We start from the raw sequence: 15,244 nt of genomic DNA, 5'->3' as shown, positions 1-15,244 counted from the left end.
GTTTTCCTTGCGCTGCTCAGCAGGGGCTCAGTTCCTCCCCTCCCTGAACGGCGGGGTTTCCTCGAAGGAGATTCGATGACCACCGGCCGTCTCTACGGAGTGGGCCTCGGCCCCGGAGACCCCTCCCTGATGACCGTGCGGGCCGTGGAGGTCATCCGCTCCGCCGACGTCATCGCCTACCACTGCGCCCGGCACGGCCGCAGCATCGCCCGCTCCATCGCCGCGGCGCACATCCGCCCCGAGCAGATCGAGGAGCGGCTGATGTACCCGATCACGACGGAGACCACCGACCACCCCGGCGGCTACCGGGGCGCGCTGGACGACTTCTACGCCGAGTCGGCGGAACTGCTCGCCGCGCACCTGGACGCCGGGCGCACCGTCGCCGTCCTCGCGGAGGGCGACCCGCTCTTCTACGGCTCGTACATGCACATGCACAAGCGGCTCGCCGGCCGCTACCCGGCCGAGGTGATCCCCGGCGTCACCTCCGTCAGCGCCGCCGCCGCCCGCATCGGGCGGCCCCTGGTGGAGGGCGAGGAGGTGCTGACGATCCTGCCCGGCACGCTGCCGGAGGAGGAGCTCGCGGCCCGGCTCGCGACCGCCGACGCGGCGGCCGTGATGAAGCTCGGCCGCACCTTCCCCGCCGTGCGCCGCGCCCTGGAGACGGCGGGACGGCTGGAGGACGCGCACTACGTCGAACGCGCCACCATGGAGGCCGAGCGGCTGGACATGATCGCCGACGTCGACCCGGAGTCGGTGCCCTACTTCGCCGTCGCCGTGCTCCCCAGCCGCGTCGACGAACGGCCCGCCCCGGACCCGGCACCGGCGGACGGCGAGGTCGTGGTCGTCGGACTCGGCCCGGCCGGACCCATGTGGCTGACGCCCGAGGCGAGGTCCGCGCTCGCCGGTGCGGACGAACTCGTCGGGTACACCACCTACATGGACCGCGTACCGGTCCGCCCCGGGCAGTCGCGGCACGCCTCCGACAACCGCGTCGAGGCCGAACGCGCCGAGTTCGCCCTCGACCTCGCCCGGCGCGGACGCAAGGTCGCCGTGGTGTCCTCGGGCGACCCGGGCGTCTTCGCCATGGCCACCGCCGTGCTGGAGGCCGCCTCCGCCGAGCCCTACCTCGGTGTCCGCGTACGGGTCGTGCCGGGCATCACCGCCGCGCAGTCGGCGGCGGCCCTCGCGGGCGCGCCCCTCGGCCACGACTACGCGGTCGTCTCGCTCTCCGACCGGCTCAAGCCCTGGACCGTCGTCGAGGAGCGGCTGCGCGCCGCCACGGCCGCCGACCTCGTCCTCGCGCTCTACAACCCGGCCTCCCACAGCCGCAGGACGCAGCTGGAGAACGCGCTGAAGGTGCTGCGCGAGGGCCGCGTGCCGGGCACGCCCGTGGTCGTCGCCCGGGACGTCGGCGGACCCGAGCAGGCCGTACGGGTCACCACCCTGGAGGACCTGGACCCGGCGACGGTCGACATGCGGTGCGTGCTGCTGGTCGGCTCCTCGCAGACCAGGACGGTACGGCGCGGCGACGGCACCACGGTGGTGTGGACGCCCCGGCGGTACCCGGCCTGACGCCCGGGCCGCCCGCTCAGGCCGGCAGCGCGCGCAGCCACTCCAGCGCGCCCGGCACGTCCGGGACGACGGGCACCCCCTCCGGGACCGGCGGGCGCTCCACGGCCACCACGGGCAGCCCCAGTTCGCGGGCGGCCGCGAGCTTGGGCGCGGTGGCGGTGCCGCCGCTGTCCTTGGTGACCAGCACGTCGACACGGTGCCGGCGCATCAGCTCCAGCTCCCCGTCCAGGGTGAACGGGCCCCGGTCCAGCAGCACCTCCATTTGCGGGGGGTGCGGCGGCTCCGGGGCGTCCACCGAACGCACCAGGAACCACAGGTCCGTGAGCCCGGCGAAGGCCGCCAGCCCCGTACGGCCCGTGGTGAGGAAGACCCGCCGCCCGAGCCCCGGCAGCAGCGCCGCCGCCTCCGCCAGGGACGCCACCGGGTGCCGTCGGTCGCCGGGGGCGGCGACCCAGCCGGGGCGGCGCAGGGCGAGCAGGGGAACATGGGTGGCCGAGGCCGCCTCCGCGGCGTTGAAGGACATCGTCCCGGCGAAAGGATGGGTGGCGTCGATGACCCCGTCGACCGCGTGCGCGCGCAGCCACGCCGCGAGCCCCGCGGGGCCGCCGAAGCCGCCCGTGCGCACCTCCCCGGGCGGCAGCCGCGGCCGTTCCACCCGCCCCGCGAGCGAGCTGGTCACCCGCCACGCCGCCGGGTCGGCGGCCAGCGCCTCCGCGAGGCGGCGCCCCTCGGTGGTGCCGCCCAGGACGAGGACGTGCCGCTGTCTGCCGGTCATCCCCGCACCCTACGGTGCGCGGTGAGCGGCGGCCGGAGCGCCCAGCTGGAACGGACCGGGCTGCGGCACGGCTGGACCACCGGCGCCTGCGCCACGGCGGCCGCCACCGCCGCGTACACCGCCCTGCTGGACGGCGGGTTCCCCGACCCGGTGACGATCACCCTGCCCAAGGGGCAGCGGCCCGCCTTCGCCCTCGCCGTGGAGGAGCGCGGCGACGGCTGGGCCATGGCCGGCGTCGTCAAGGACGCGGGCGACGACCCCGACGTCACCCACGGCGCCCTCGTCCGGGCCACGGTGCGCCACGGCGCCCCCGGCAGCGGCGTCGTCTTCCGCGCCGGCCCCGGCGTCGGCACCGTCACCCGGCCCGGACTCCCGCTCGCGGTGGGCGAGCCCGCGGTCAACCCCGTCCCGCGCACGATGATGCGCGACCACCTGGCGGAGGTCGCCGCGCGGTACGGCACCGTCTGCGACGCCGAGATCACCGTCTCCATAGACGGCGGCGAGGAACTGGCCCGCCGCACCTGGAACCCGCGGCTCGGCATCCTCGGCGGGCTGTCGGTGCTGGGCACCACCGGCATCGTGGTGCCGTACTCCTGCTCGGCCTGGATCGACAGCATCCGGCGCGGGGTGGACGTGGCACGCGCGGCGGGCCGCACGCACGTCGCGGGCTGCACCGGTTCGACCTCGGAGAAGGTGGCCGTCGCCGTGCACGGCCTGCCCGAGGACGCGCTGCTGGACATGGGGGACTTCGCGGGCGCCGTGCTGAAGTACCTGCGCCGCCACCCGGTGCCGCGACTCACGATCGCGGGCGGCTTCGCCAAGCTCTCCAAACTGGCCGCGGGCCACCTCGACCTGCACTCCTCGCGCTCCCAGGTCGACAAGGCGTTCCTCGCGGACCTGGCCCGGCGCGGCGGCGCCGACGAGACCCTGGCCGAGGCCGTCGCCACCGCCAACACCGGTCTGCAGGCCGTCCAGTCCTGCCTGGCCCACGGCGTCCCCCTCGGCGACCTCGTCGCCGAGGCCGCCCGCCGCACCGCCATGGGCGTCCTGCGCGAGGCCCCCGTCACGGTCGACGTCATCTGCATCGACCGCGCCGGCACGATCGTCGGCCGAGCGGGCTGAGGCGCCCCCGCGGGAACCGGCCCGTCGCTACGCTCGGGGCATGAGAGCCGCGGGAACGTTCAGCGTCACGTCGTTCGTGCCGACCGAGCTCGTACCGGAGCCGGCCGTGGCCACCGGGACGCCGGTGGGGGTCGCCATGATCGACAAGACCTTCGAGGGCGAGGTCACCGGCCGCTCGTCGACCCTCTTCACGGCGGCCTACGACCAGGCGAGCGGGATCGGTACCTATGTGGCGATGGAGTCCTTCGAGGGTGTGCTGAACGGCCGCGAGGGCACCTTCAACTTCGCCCACTCGGCGACGACCTCGGGCAGCGACCGCGCCGCCGAGTTCTTCGTCGTCGTCCCCACCAGCGGCACCGGCGAGCTGGCCGGGATCACCGGCACGGGCGGCCTCGCGGTCGACGAGGACGGCACCCACCGCATCTGGTTCGACTACGACCTCGGCTGAGGCCCCTGCGGGGTGGCGGGACAGCCGATGTCAGCCCTACGAGGAGGTGCCGCACTCCGTCGCGTGCCGGTGGACGCGCTCGGCCGAGTAGAGGTGGCTGTCACGGAACTGCTCCGCGCCCAGCGTGCGGCCGACCATGATGACCGCCGTGCGGACCACGCCGGCCGCCTTCACCTGCTCGGCGATGTCCGCGAGCGTCCCGCGCAGCACCAGCTCGTCGGGGCGCGAGGCCATCGCGACGACGGCCGCCGGGCAGTCGGCCCCGTAGTGCGGGGTGAGTTCGGCCACCACGCGGTCGACGTAGCGGGCCGCCAGGTGCAGCACCATCAGCGCGCCGCTGCGGCCCAGCGTCGCCAGGTCCTCCCCCTCCGGCATGGGCGTGGCCTGCTGCGCGATCCGGGTGAGGATGACGGTCTGGCCGACGGTCGGCACCGTCAGCTCCCGCTTCAGGGCGGCGGCGGCCGCCGCGAACGCCGGGACGCCGGGGACGACGTCGTACGGGACGCCGGCCGCGTCGAGGCGGCGCATCTGCTCGGCGACGGCGCTGAAGACGGACGGGTCGCCCGAGTGCAGCCGGGCCACGTCGTGGCCCTCCTCGTGGGCGCGGACCAGTTCCTCGGTGATCCGGTCGAGCGTGAGCTGCGCAGTGTCCACGAGCCGGGCGTCCGGCGGGCACTCGGCGAGCAGTTCGCGGGGCACGAGGCTCCCCGCGTACAGGCACACCTTGCTGGCCGCCAGGATCCGCAGGCCGCGCAGGGTGATCAGGTCGGGGGCGCCGGGTCCGGCACCGATGAAGTGGACGGTCATGGCTGCCCTCCGGTGGGTTTGACGGCGGACCACTGGGTGACGGGCATGGCCTGGCGCCAGCCCGTGAAGCCGCCCACCGGCACGGCGTGCGCGACGGCGAGGCGGACGAGTTCGCCCCCGTGCCGCGCGTACCACCGGGCGAGCAGGGCCTCGGACTCCAGCGTGACGGTGTTGGCGACCAGCCGCCCGCCCGGCCGCAGGGCCGCCCAGCAGGCCTCCAGGAGGCCGGGCGCGGTGAGCCCGCCGCCGACGAACACGGCGTCGGGGACGGGCAGTCCGTCCAGCGCGGCCGGGGCGGCGCCGGTCACCACGCGCAGCGCGGGGACGCCGAGCGCGGCCGCATTACGCGTGATGCGCTCCGCGCGCACGGGGTCGCGCTCCACGGTGACGGCGCGGCAGGTCCGGTGCGCCCGCATCCACTCGACGGCGATCGAGCCGGAGCCGCCGCCCACGTCCCACAGCAGTTCGCCGGGCGCGGGCGCGAGGGCGGCCAGCGTCGCGGCCCGTACGTGGCGCTTGGTGAGCTGCCCGTCGTGCTCGTACGCGGTGTCGGGCAGCCCGGGGACCAGGCCCAGCCGCGGCGCGCCGGGGTCCGCGGCGCACTCGACCGCGACGACGTTCAGCGCATCGCCGGGCGCGTGCGGCCAGTCGCCGGCCGTACCGTCCAGGATCCGTTCGCGGGCCGAGCCCAGTTGCTCCAGCACGCGCAACCGGCTGGCGCCGAAGCCCCGTTCGCGCAGCAGCCCGGCCACCACGGCCGGGCTCCCGGCGTCCCGGCTCAGCACCAGCACCCGGCGCCCGTCGTGCAGCGCGCCCGCCAGCGCGGGCAGCGGCCGCCCGACCAGGCTGACCACGTCGGTGTCCTCCACCGTCCAGCCCAGCCGCGCGCAGGCGTACGACACCGACGAGGGGTGCGGGAGCACCCGCAGGCGGTCCGCGCCCAGTACCTCGGTGAGCGTCCGCCCGATGCCGTGGAACATGGGGTCACCGCTGGCCAGCACCGCGATCCGCCGCCCGGCGTGGGCGGCGAGCAGCCCCGGCACGGCGGGCCGCAGCGGCGACGGCCAGGCGACCCGCTCGGCGGTGACCTCCGGGGGCAGCAGCTCCAGTTGGCGCGGGCCGCCGATCACGACCCCGGCCCCGGTGAGCGCCTCCCGCGACACGGCGGACAGCCCGGCCCAGCCGTCGGCGCCGATCCCGACGACGGCCACGGGGGCGGACGCGTCGTCGTCCATCACGGTCACCTCGGCAGTCGGCGGGAACGGGCGGGCACCGCACTCTACGTGAAGTCCCAGGTGAGCCCAGGGCCCGGGGCCTTGCCCGCCGCCCACCGCGGGCCGGCCGTGTGCGGGTGGGGTGGCGCCGCCCGCGGCGGGCGGTCCCGTGTCAGTCGTCGCTGCGGGCCGCGTCCGCGTCCGCCGCGGCGGCGGCGCTTTCCGCGTCGTCGACGATGCGGGCGAAGTCGGCGGGGGCCGAGGGGGCCGGGGCGGTGGCGGGGGCGGTCGGGGCCGAGGTGGGGGCGGCGGACGGGCCGCAGGCGGTCAGCAGTGCCGCGCAGGCCGCCGCGGCGGCGGCGAGTGCCGCCAGGCGGCGGGTCACGAGGCGGCGCCGTTGTCGTGGGAGGCGCACCAGTTGCGGACCCGGGCCAGGTCGGTGCGGCGCTTGTCCAGGGTCGACGGCAGGGACTTGCGGAAGGTCAGCCGGTCGTCCAGGTACGTCGCGATCTCGTCGTGCCCGGCGGCCCTGGCGTTGGCGACCCGCTTCTCCAGCCGCTCGATCGAACCGCGGCGCGTGGCCGGCCCGTTCAGCCGCTTCAGTGCCCGGTCGATGCGGGCGTCGATCTTCCCGGCACGCTTGCACAGGCCCTTGGCACCGTCCCCGGTGGGGGCGGCGGCCGGGGTGCGGCCGGCGCCGGCGTCGGCGGTGGCGGGGCCGGCGAGGCCCAGCAGGGTGACGACGGTGGCCAGGGCCACGGCGGTGGTGCGGTGTCGCATGACGTCCTCCTTCGGTCGGAAGCGAGCGCGGAGCGCCTTCGCGACGGACGTTAGGGAGCGTCCTTGTGGAAACCCTGTGGTTCGCCGGCCCGCCCGGAAAGCCAGTCTCGGCGCGGCAGTTGGAGCGGCAGGGTCGGCGGGTCGCCGTCGCGGACGGCGCCGAGCGGCAGCCGCACCTCGAAGCGGGTGCCCGGCGCGCCGTCGGGGCGGTCCAATACGGCGACCGTGCCCCGGTGCAGCGCGATCTGCTGGGCGACCAGGGTCAGTCCGAGCCCGGAGCCGGGGCTGTCGGGACGCCGGTGGAAGCGGGCGAAGACCGCGGCCCGCGTCTCGGGCGGGATGCCGGGCCCGTGGTCATCGACGGTGAGGACGGCGACCGGGGCGCGCTCGTCGTGCCCTCGCCGCAGGGTCACCTCGATGTGGGGCCGGCCGCCCGGAGCGCGCCCGTGGACGGTGGCGTTGGCCAGCAGGTTGTCCGTCATGGACCGCAGCCCCTGCTCCCAGCCGTGGACGAGGAGCCCGGGCGCCGCCGTCACCTCGACCCGTGCCTCGGGGTGGCGGCGCCGCAGGTCGGCGGCGGAGGCATCGACGAGTTCGGCCGCGTCGACGGGGCCGAAGGCGTCCTCCTCGACGAGGTCGCCCTGGGCGAGGGCGCGCAGCATCACCAGCAGCCCCAGCACGCGGGCGTGTTCGGCACGCAGGTCGTCCACGACCTCGTGGCGCTCGGTGTCCGGCAGGCCGGGGTGGGCGGCGAGGATGTCGAGGTTGGTGCCCATGCTCATCAGCGGGTTGCGCAGTTCGTGCGAGGCGACCGCGGCGAACGAGCGGGCGGTGGCGAGCGCCTCACCGGTCCTGGCGGCCTGCTCGTCGTAGCGGGCGAGCACGGTCCGCAGGGTGTGCGCGAGGTCGTCGACCTCGGTGATCCGGGCGGGGGTGTGCTCCAGGCGTACGGCGCTGACGCGCGGGTCGAGCCCGCTCGCGCGCTGCTGGAGCCGGCGCAGCGGACGGACGGCGCGGCCCGCCGCGGCCCAGGCCAGCAGTCCGGACACCGGGGCGGCCAGCAGCGCCACCGTCACCACGCGGCGGCGCACCTGCTGCAGCTGGGTCCGCGTGGCGGCGTCCGGCGAGAACAGCCACAGGGTGCCCCGGACGCCCTTGCGGCCGCCGTTCACCGGCACCGACAGCACGCGCCAGCGGGTGCCGCCGGCCAGGACCGTGACCGGCGAGGGGGCACGGGCGGGCAGCGCGGCGGACGCGTCCGGCTGGGGGCCGCCCGACACCGTGCCCTCGGGGCCGGTCAGCCGGATGCCCACGTCGAGGGCGGAGCTGAACAGCCTGCGCGTACGTGCCTGTTCGGCCGCCGGGCGGTCCGCGGCGGTGGCCCGCAGCAGGGCCTTGGCGTCCGCGGCGACGGCCGTGGCGCGCTCCCGCAGGTGGGCGTCCTGCTGGGCGTGCAGGTCGGCGGCGACCAGCCGGATCAGCAGCGCTCCGGAGGCGAGGACGAGCAGCGGGACGACCACACCCACGGCGAGGGCGACCCGCGTGGACAGCCTCACGACCGGTCGTCCCGGTCGTCGCGCTCGTCCCGGTCGTCGCGCAGGACGAAGCCGACGCCGCGCACCGTGTGCAGGATCCGCGGCCGGCCGCCCGCCTCCATCTTGCGCCGCAGATAGCTGACGAAGGTGTCGACGGCGTCCGTGCGCACGTCGAAGTCGTAGCCCCAGACCCGGTCGAGCAGCTGGTCCCGGGTGAGCACGAGCCCGGCGTTGCGGGCGAGGACCTCCAGCAGCTCGAACTCCCGCCGGGTCAGCGCCAGCGGCTCGCCGTCGAGCCGGGCCTCCCGCGCCGCGGGGTCGACCAGCAGCCCCCCGGCGCGCACCCGCCCGCCCGCCGCGGGGGGACGCCGGCGCAGCAGCGCCCGCAGCCGCAGGACCAGTTCCTGCAGCGCGAACGGTTTGACCAGGTAGTCGTCGGCGCCCGCCTGGAGGCCGGCGACGCGGTCGGCCGCCTCGTCCAGCGCGGAGAGCATCAGGACGGGGACGTCGTCGTCCTGCTCGCGCAGCGTGCGGCACACCTCGATCCCGCTGAGGTCGGGCATGGAGATGTCCAGGACCACCACGTCCGGCGCCGCCTCGCGTACGGCGGCGAGCGCAGCCCGGCCGCCGTCGGCCAGGCTCACCGAGAAGCCGTCCAGGCGCAGCCCCCGTTGCAGGGACCTGCGTATCGCCGCGTCGTCGTCGGCGACCAGGACCCGGCCGCCGGTGTGCGCATCGGTTCTCACGGCGGTGATGGTAGGCGCAGCGCCCGGGCGGCGAAGCACCCCGTTCGCGAAAAGTTGCGTTCGCGAAGAGTCCCGTTCGCGAAAAGCCCCGGCGCTCCGCCGCGCGTCAGATGTCCAGCCGGTACGGCAGGAGGCACACGACGGCGTCGGTGCGGGAGCGCAGGATCGTGGCGAGGAGGATGCCGCGCTGGTTCTGCAGGATGCGGTAACGCGCGTGCCGCGGCTGGACCTCGGGGATGAGGACGGCGATCTGCCGGCCGTCCTGCGACATGCGGCGGACGTAGGAGAGGATCGGCAGCACCAGGGAGCGGTGCGGGCTCTCGATGACGTCGAGGCGGACTCCGGGCTGCCAGCGGGCCCAGGTGTCGAGCAGTTCGCGCGCCTTGGCCTGGTCGGGCTCGACGGTGACCGCGACGACCTCGTCGCCCAGGGCGATGGCCGCGGTCAGCGCGTGCCGGGCGAGCCGGCTGACCCCGCCGAGGGGGACGATGACCAGGCTGTCGGTGCGCCGCGGCCGCTCGGGGACGGTGCCGAGGGCGAGTTCCCTGCCGACCTCCGCGTAGTAGTGCTCGATGCGGGCGAAGAGCAGCATCAGCAGCGGCACCACCACGACGACCATCCACGCGCCCTCGGTGAACTTGGTGGTCACCAGGATCACCCCGGCCAGCGCGGTCAGCACGGCGCCCACCCCGTTGACCACCACCCGCGGCACCCAGCCGCGCGGGCGCGCCCCCCTCCAGTGCCGTACGAGCCCGGTCTGGCTGATGGTGAAGCCGGTGAACACACCGATGGCGTAGAGCGGGATGAGCCGTTGCGTCTGCGCGTCGACGGCGATGAGCAGCACCGCCGCCACGACCGCGAGGGCGACGACGCCGTAGCGGTAGACGGGCCGCTCGGCGCGCAGCCCGAAGACGTGGGGCAGCCGGTTGTCGCGGGCGAGCAGGCTCATCAGGACGGGCAGGCCGCCGAAGCTGGTGTTGGCGGCCAGCCCGAGGACGAGCGTGACCAGCAGGTTGCTGACGTAGTACGGCCACCCGGTGCCGAAGGAGCCCGCGGTCAGCTGGGCCAGCAGGGTCACCCCGCCGCGCGGGGCGACCTCGTCCCGGCGGATCAGGAACGCGAGGCCGATCAGCATCAGCCCCAGCAGCGCGCCGAGCATCAGCTCCGTGCGCTGGGCGCGGCGCACCTTGGGCGGCCGGAAGGAGGGCACGGAGTTCGCAATGGCCTCCACCCCGGTCAGCGCGGAGCAGCCGGATGAGAAGGCCTTCAGCACCAGCAGCACGCTCAGCGCCTCCGTCGCGTGGACGGGCTGCGGGCTGCCGACGACCGCCGCGGGGTGGGCGCGCAGCAGGCCGGCGACGACGACCCCGCCGATGCACAGCACGAACAGCGCCGCGGGCAGCATCAGCACCCGCGCGCTGTCGGCGACGCCGCGCAGGTTCACCAGGGTGAGCAGGGCGAGCCCGCCGAGGCAGATCTCCAGCAGGTAGGGGGTGAGCGAGGGGAACGCGGAGGCGAGGCTCGCGGCGCCGGCGGCCAGGCTGACGGCGACGGTGAGCACGTAGTCGACGACCAGGCTGGCCGCCGCCAGCAGGCTCACCCGCGCCCCGAGGTCCTTCTTGGCCACCGCGTAGGAGCCCCCGCCGTCCGGGTGCACCGCGATGACCTGCCCGTACGAGATGACCAGCACGACCAGCAGCCCCGCGATGACCAGCATGACGGGCAGCGTCACGGTCAGCGCCGCGGTCCCGGCGGCGATCAGCACGAGGACGATGGCCTCGGGGCCGTACGCCACCGAGCTGAGGGCGTCCAGCGACAGCGCGGCGAGCCCCTGCACGCTGGTGAGCAGGGAGCGGTCGCCCTCGCCGTGCCGCAGCGGCACCCGCGGCCGCACCTGGCGGCGGGCCAGCCCGAAGGTCATCGCCGGCCCGCCGGCTGCGCGTCGCTCATGGCTGTTCTCCTCCGCCGGCGGGACCTCCCGTCAGCCTCCGGCGGGGGCCTGCCCGGCGCAGCGCGGGGTGGCCGATCGGGTGAGCGCTCAGTCGGGCCGGGCCAGGAACTCCACGACGGCGAGGACGAGGACGACGGCGAGGGCCAGCCCGAGGACGACCCAGCCGGTCGGGTAGGACCAGAAGGCGAGCGCGAGGGCCGCGGCCGCGACGACGACCCAGGCGACCGGCAGTTTGTGGCGGACGAGCCAGGGCCCGACGGGACCGGTCCGCATCCCCACCCGGTGCGCCGCGTCGCCCGCGCCGCCCAGCACGGACTCCCACACCCCCCGGGTCCGGCGGGCGTACCGCCCGGGCCCGCTCAGCCAGGCGCCCAGCGCGACGACGACGCCGAGCACGAACACCGCGCGGACGGTCTGGCGCAGGAAGCGGATGAGGGCGTCGTAGACCGTCCCGGCCGCCCGCTGGTCGACGTCGGCGGGCAGCGCGTCGAGGTAGATCGCCCGGAAGACGGTCAGGGCCGCGCCGAGCACGAGGGCCGCGGCGGCGAAGCCGAGCGCGGCGGCGACCAGGGCGCGGCGCCGGCGGACGGCGAGCAGCACCCCCGCGGCCGCGAGGACGACGGTGACGACCGGCAGCCAGAGGCCGGCGAGCTGCAGCAGCCGGAAGCCGGTCCTGATCTTGCCGACCTTCTCGGAGCGCACGACGGTGAAGTCGGTGTGGACCTCGGGGATCTTGGCGGCGATGGTCAGGCCCGCCTCGACCAGCCGCTGCTTGACCTGGTCGATGACGGGGGCGAGGTCGATCGCCACTGTGTCGTTGGTCAGCTTGACCGCGCCGCCGCCCTGGCCGGTCAGCGCCTTGTCCAGCGAGTCGTGGATCCGGCGGTTGGCGTCGGTCCAGACCGTTTCGAAGGCCTCGCTGCGCACGACCTTCTCCGCCGTCGAGTGCACCAGGCTCTCGATGCCGCTGGTCAGCGGCCCGGAAATCCGGCTGAGCAGCTGGTCCAGGCGGGGGCGGTCCTGCGGGGCGACCTCGTCCAGGAGGCTCTTCACGTCGATCCGCTGCATCACGGCGGACGTGATCCGGTTGGCGGCGGCGTCCTGCACGGCGGGGTCGCTCGCCAGGGGCGCGACGGTGGCGACGTAGCGGTCGGTGTCGCCGACCTCGGAGTCCACCCAGACGGCCAGCGCGCTCAGCGGCACGAACACGCAGGCCACGACGATGAACAGGGCCGAGAAGAAGGCCCGCACGGGGCGTCGCCGGTGAGGCGGCGGGGCCTGCGCTCCGGCGCCCGCGGGAACGGTCTCCCGCGCCTCCAGTGCCGACAGCCGGGCGCGCAGTTCGGCGAGATCGTCACGCCCCTCGGGCGTTGCACCCGCCATGCCACCGCCGCCTCTCCTTCACCACGCGACACGGCAATTTAATACGTATGGTGATTGATGTGCCATTTGAGGCGCATGAGTCCGTGGAGGTAGGAATGACGAGGCCGTATCGGGGCCGCGCGGTGTGCGCGGCGGTCGTCCTGTCCGCCACCGCGCTGGCCGCGAGTGCCTGTTCCGACGCCGAGAGCACCCCCGGCGAAAAGGCGTCCAAGGCCGCTTCCGCCGCGTCCTCGCTGGTGTCCGAGGGTGCGGAGGCCGTCGCCTCGGCGACCGCCGCCGCGCAGTCCCAGCTGGCGAAGATCAAGAACGGCGTCAACGCGAAGGACGACGTCAGGCTCGACCCCGTGACCGTGGAGGGCGGCAAGGCCACCACCACGGTCACGGCCACCAACAGCGGCGACAAACAGGCCACGTACACCGTCGAGGTGACCTTCCGCGACACCAGCGGAAACCTCCTCGACGCCGCCGTGGTCAACGTCGCCGACGTGGCCCCGCAGAAGTCGGGCGAGGCCACGGTACGCAGCAACCGCGACCTGACGGGCACGGTCGAGGCCCAGGTGGAACGGGCGCTGCGGCACTGAAGCACCATCACGCGAGGAGGCAGCCATGGCAGCCACCGGCACCACACCCCGGACCGGGAACCACCGCGACGGGTGGGCACGCGGCGGCGTCACCTTCGCCGGCGTCCTGCTGCTCGTCGACGGCGTCCTGGCCATCTTCCAGGGCATCTCGGGGATCGCAGCGGACAACGTGTACGCGCAGATCGGCAACTACATCTACAAGTTCAACCTGACCGCGTGGGGCTGGATCCACCTCGTCCTCGGCGTGCTCCTGGTGGTCACGGGCACCGCACTCCTCAGCGGCGCCGCGCTCTGGTCACGCATCACGGGCATCGTCCTGGCCGGCCTGGGCATCATCGTGAACTTCCTCTACCTGCCCTACCTGCCGTTCTGGTCGATCATCCTCATCGCGCTCGACATCTTCGTCATCTGGGCGCTCGCGCACTACAGGCCGGACCGCTCGCCCGCCGCCTGACCGCCGCCCGCCCGGCCCTCCCCCGGCGGACCGGGCGCGGCCGGACCGGCCCCGGCCCCCGGCTGGTCGCCGTGGAACACCGCGCCCACGGTGAGGCACACGGTCGCCACGACGCACAGCGCGATCAACCCGGACAGCAGGGTGAACACCGACCCCAGCGAGCCGTACGCCTGCAGGCTGCGGTTGAGCGCCGTCGGCACGTACAGCGGAGCGGCGAAGACCGCAGCCTCCAGGAACAGCGCCGTGAGCAGCGCCCCCGGCAGCAGCGGACGCCAGCCGATCCGGCCGCCCAGCAGCAGGTGCTGGGTCCACCACCAGATCCCCACCGCGCTCACCAGGGCCAGCGGGACGCCGAGCCATCGGCCCGCGCCGAAGCCCAGCCGCAGCGGCCCCTGGACGGCCAGGTAGAGCAGCGCCGCGCACACCCAGGCGAACCAGCGCCAGGCCGCGATCCGCGCCGCCGACTTCGGCATGTGCCAGGCGCGTTCGCACACCCGCTGCATCGCCCGGCTGCAGGCGGTCGCCGACAGCAGGGCCATCAGGGTGCCGACCACCCCCACCGTCTGGCGCAGGCTCCCGGGGTCGGACTCGTAGACCGAGCGCAGCTGTTCACGGGAGGGGCCGGAGAGCCCCATCACCCGCACCAGCGAGTCGAACAGTTCCTGGCGCACACTCTCCGGCGCGAAGGACGAGATGACGAACAGCAGCGGCACGGCGGTCAGGAAGGCCTGGGCGGCCAACCGGGTGGCCGCGTCCAGCACGTTGACGCTCAGCAGCCGGGCGGCGAGCCGGGTGATGATCGGGAACCGCCGCTCCGCCTCCGCCCGCAGGGCGCGCGCCCGCACCGGCAGGTCCGCGAACCGCACACGGAGCCCCTCCGGGATCGAGACCCATGGCCGCCCTCTCACAGTCCGACTATTTTTCAGCCCGCCGGGGCCCGCAACCGCTGGCCTGCGGCAAGGACCGGGGTGCCGGCGGCGGCCGCCCCGGGTTGCCGGCGGGCGACGGCACCCCGGCGGTGCGGAAGCCGGCGCGGGCGAAGCCCAGCGGCACCGCCGCAGGTTGCCCGCGGACGCCGAGCCGCATCCCTACCGGAACCTACGGGCGGCGTCCCACGGCTGGGCGGCGCCTTAACGGCGGTGCGGGAGCCGGCGCGGACGAACCCAGCGACACCCTTGTAGGTGCCGCGCCCGGCCACACCCCCACAACAAAGAGGGACTGCCCGGGCGGGTCCGGGCCGGCACCGCCGGACGCTGCCGCACCGGACCACGTCCGGCGCACGGGCGAAGCCCGGCACCGCCGCGGGTTGCCGACAGCCCCTGAGCCGCGTCCCCCTCCGGCACCCGCGGGCGGCGTCCCACGGCGGGCGGCGGCTTCCCTGCAGTGCGGAAGCCGGTGCGGGCGAAGCCCGCGAGGCCCTTGGAGGCGCGACGCCCGGCCCACGGGACCGCGTTCGGCGTGCGGGTTCAGGCGCGCTTCGCGTGCCACCGGGCGACGACGGCGTCGACGTCGTACGGGACGAGGCCGAGCGGGGGGCCGTCCATCGGTGTGCGGATGCCCTTGCGGATGGTCTCGTTGACCTCTTCGACGATGCGGCGCACCTCGCGTTCGGAGGGGGCTCGGTAGGCCGCGTCCATCGCGTCCTCCACCTCCTTGCGCAGCCGCAGGCTCGCCGGGAGGTGGGACAGCCCCTCGCGGGCCATCTTCTCCCTGATCCACCACAGCTCGTCGTAGGGCCGGTCCAGGGAGGCCAGCGGCTTCCCCGCCCCGGGCAGGTTGTCGAAGGCGCCGCGCTCCGTCGCTTCCCGGATCTGCTTGTCGACCCAGGACTCGAAGGGGACGCCCGGTGGCTTGCGCTCCGTCATGCCCTCGATTC

Annotated in this window: 16 protein-coding genes; 5 read left to right on the top strand and 11 right to left on the bottom strand. The window is 75.2% G+C overall.

The features are described 5' to 3' along the window. Positions 1 to 75 precede the first annotated feature (75 nt). On the top strand, positions 76 to 1,572 hold the full coding sequence (locus tag ACFZAU_RS10715; protein ID WP_500551856.1) for a precorrin-2 C(20)-methyltransferase: 1,497 nt from the start codon (positions 76 to 78) through the stop codon (positions 1,570 to 1,572). Between the two features lie 16 nt (positions 1,573 to 1,588). Here ACFZAU_RS10715 and ACFZAU_RS10710 read toward each other — a convergent pair whose 3' ends face one another. Then, the gene (locus ACFZAU_RS10710) at positions 1,589 to 2,347 is read right to left on the bottom strand and encodes a cobalt-precorrin-6A reductase (protein WP_500551855.1); all 759 of its coding nucleotides are present in this window, start codon (positions 2,345 to 2,347) and stop codon (positions 1,589 to 1,591) included. Here ACFZAU_RS10710 and ACFZAU_RS10705 point away from each other — a divergent pair. Together ACFZAU_RS10705 and ACFZAU_RS10700 are read left to right on the top strand one after the other, a co-directional pair. Next, positions 2,327 to 3,469, top strand: a complete 1,143-nt coding sequence (locus ACFZAU_RS10705) for a cobalt-precorrin-5B (C(1))-methyltransferase (RefSeq protein WP_500551854.1) — start codon at positions 2,327 to 2,329, stop codon at positions 3,467 to 3,469. The two genes, ACFZAU_RS10710 and ACFZAU_RS10705, sit on opposite strands and share 21 nt — an antisense overlap. Before the next feature lie 40 nt (positions 3,470 to 3,509). Further along, on the top strand, positions 3,510 to 3,917 hold the full coding sequence (locus ACFZAU_RS10700; RefSeq protein WP_500551853.1) for a DUF3224 domain-containing protein: 408 nt from the start codon (positions 3,510 to 3,512) through the stop codon (positions 3,915 to 3,917). A 36-nt stretch (positions 3,918 to 3,953) separates the two neighbouring features. Here ACFZAU_RS10700 and cobM read toward each other — a convergent pair whose 3' ends face one another. From cobM to ACFZAU_RS10660, 8 genes are all read right to left on the bottom strand, one after another. Continuing rightward, positions 3,954 to 4,724: a precorrin-4 C(11)-methyltransferase gene (gene cobM / locus ACFZAU_RS10695; protein ID WP_500551852.1), complete on the bottom strand. Its 771-nt coding sequence runs from the start codon at positions 4,722 to 4,724 to the stop codon at positions 3,954 to 3,956. Beyond that, on the bottom strand, positions 4,721 to 5,959 hold the full coding sequence (gene cbiE, locus ACFZAU_RS10690) for a precorrin-6y C5,15-methyltransferase (decarboxylating) subunit CbiE (protein ID WP_500551851.1): 1,239 nt from the start codon (positions 5,957 to 5,959) through the stop codon (positions 4,721 to 4,723). Before cbiE ends, cobM begins: the two co-directional genes overlap by 4 nt. A gap of 151 nt (positions 5,960 to 6,110) precedes the next feature. After that, entirely contained in the window at positions 6,111 to 6,323 is a 213-nt protein-coding gene (locus ACFZAU_RS10685; RefSeq protein ID WP_500551850.1) for a hypothetical protein, read from the bottom strand. Then, the gene (locus ACFZAU_RS10680) at positions 6,320 to 6,718 is read right to left on the bottom strand and encodes a hypothetical protein (RefSeq protein WP_500551849.1); all 399 of its coding nucleotides are present in this window, start codon (positions 6,716 to 6,718) and stop codon (positions 6,320 to 6,322) included. Before ACFZAU_RS10680 ends, ACFZAU_RS10685 begins: the two co-directional genes overlap by 4 nt. Before the next feature lie 50 nt (positions 6,719 to 6,768). Then, positions 6,769 to 8,274, bottom strand: coding sequence for a sensor histidine kinase (locus ACFZAU_RS10675; protein ID WP_500551848.1), 1,506 nt, complete (start codon positions 8,272 to 8,274; stop codon positions 6,769 to 6,771). Next, positions 8,271 to 8,999: a response regulator transcription factor gene (locus tag ACFZAU_RS10670; RefSeq protein WP_500551847.1), complete on the bottom strand. Its 729-nt coding sequence runs from the start codon at positions 8,997 to 8,999 to the stop codon at positions 8,271 to 8,273. The genes ACFZAU_RS10675 and ACFZAU_RS10670 overlap by 4 nt, the downstream gene beginning before the upstream one ends. A 106-nt stretch (positions 9,000 to 9,105) precedes the next feature. After that, entirely contained in the window at positions 9,106 to 10,920 is a 1,815-nt protein-coding gene (locus ACFZAU_RS10665; protein WP_500551846.1) for an APC family permease, read from the bottom strand. A gap of 117 nt (positions 10,921 to 11,037) precedes the next feature. Then, positions 11,038 to 12,333 (bottom strand): hypothetical protein, encoded by a 1,296-nt coding sequence (locus tag ACFZAU_RS10660; protein ID WP_500551845.1) that lies wholly within the window; start codon positions 12,331 to 12,333, stop codon positions 11,038 to 11,040. Positions 12,334 to 12,428: 95 nt separating this feature from the next. On the opposite strand from ACFZAU_RS10660, the gene ACFZAU_RS10655 reads away from it, so the two are divergent. Together ACFZAU_RS10655 and ACFZAU_RS10650 are read left to right on the top strand one after the other, a co-directional pair. Then, a complete protein-coding gene (locus tag ACFZAU_RS10655; protein WP_500551844.1) occupies positions 12,429 to 12,914 on the top strand; it encodes a hypothetical protein in 486 nt (161 codons plus the stop codon). Positions 12,915 to 12,939: 25 nt separating this feature from the next. Beyond that, positions 12,940 to 13,368: a DUF7144 family membrane protein gene (locus tag ACFZAU_RS10650; RefSeq protein ID WP_499599445.1), complete on the top strand. Its 429-nt coding sequence runs from the start codon at positions 12,940 to 12,942 to the stop codon at positions 13,366 to 13,368. Here the strand turns inward: ACFZAU_RS10650 and ACFZAU_RS10645 are convergent. Together ACFZAU_RS10645 and ACFZAU_RS10640 are read right to left on the bottom strand one after the other, a co-directional pair. After that, positions 13,338 to 14,234 (bottom strand): YhjD/YihY/BrkB family envelope integrity protein, encoded by an 897-nt coding sequence (locus ACFZAU_RS10645; RefSeq protein ID WP_500464979.1) that lies wholly within the window; start codon positions 14,232 to 14,234, stop codon positions 13,338 to 13,340. The two genes, ACFZAU_RS10650 and ACFZAU_RS10645, sit on opposite strands and share 31 nt — an antisense overlap. Positions 14,235 to 14,834: 600 nt before the next feature. Next, the gene (locus ACFZAU_RS10640; RefSeq protein WP_500551843.1) at positions 14,835 to 15,233 is read right to left on the bottom strand and encodes a DnaJ family domain-containing protein; all 399 of its coding nucleotides are present in this window, start codon (positions 15,231 to 15,233) and stop codon (positions 14,835 to 14,837) included. Positions 15,234 to 15,244: the final 11 nt, after the last annotated feature.

It is taken from the genome of Streptomyces sp. NPDC008238 (assembly GCF_042956445.1).
Lineage (GTDB): Bacteria > Actinomycetota > Actinomycetes > Streptomycetales > Streptomycetaceae > Actinacidiphila.
The sequence above is the reverse complement of the archived record's forward strand: the minus strand, read 5'-3'. Positions and strand labels throughout refer to the sequence as shown.

What these genes read in the sequence shown, in the direction of transcription:
- ACFZAU_RS10710 (WP_500551855.1), bottom strand. Translation starts at nt 2,347, where the DNA reads ATGACCGGCAGACAGCGGCACGTCCTCGTCCTGGGCGGCACCACCGAG.
- ACFZAU_RS10640 (WP_500551843.1), bottom strand. Translation starts at nt 15,233, where the DNA reads ATGACGGAGCGCAAGCCACCGGGCGTCCCCTTCGAGTCCTGGGTCGAC.
- ACFZAU_RS10660 (WP_500551845.1), bottom strand. Translation starts at nt 12,333, where the DNA reads ATGGCGGGTGCAACGCCCGAGGGGCGTGACGATCTCGCCGAACTGCGC.
- ACFZAU_RS10665 (WP_500551846.1), bottom strand. Translation starts at nt 10,920, where the DNA reads ATGACCTTCGGGCTGGCCCGCCGCCAGGTGCGGCCGCGGGTGCCGCTG.
- ACFZAU_RS10680 (WP_500551849.1), bottom strand. Translation starts at nt 6,718, where the DNA reads ATGCGACACCGCACCACCGCCGTGGCCCTGGCCACCGTCGTCACCCTG.
- ACFZAU_RS10700 (WP_500551853.1), top strand. Translation starts at nt 3,510, where the DNA reads ATGAGAGCCGCGGGAACGTTCAGCGTCACGTCGTTCGTGCCGACCGAG.
- ACFZAU_RS10655 (WP_500551844.1), top strand. Translation starts at nt 12,429, where the DNA reads ATGACGAGGCCGTATCGGGGCCGCGCGGTGTGCGCGGCGGTCGTCCTG.
- ACFZAU_RS10650 (WP_499599445.1), top strand. Translation starts at nt 12,940, where the DNA reads ATGGCAGCCACCGGCACCACACCCCGGACCGGGAACCACCGCGACGGG.
- ACFZAU_RS10715 (WP_500551856.1), top strand. Translation starts at nt 76, where the DNA reads ATGACCACCGGCCGTCTCTACGGAGTGGGCCTCGGCCCCGGAGACCCC.
- cobM (WP_500551852.1), bottom strand. Translation starts at nt 4,724, where the DNA reads ATGACCGTCCACTTCATCGGTGCCGGACCCGGCGCCCCCGACCTGATC.
- cbiE (WP_500551851.1), bottom strand. Translation starts at nt 5,959, where the DNA reads ATGGACGACGACGCGTCCGCCCCCGTGGCCGTCGTCGGGATCGGCGCC.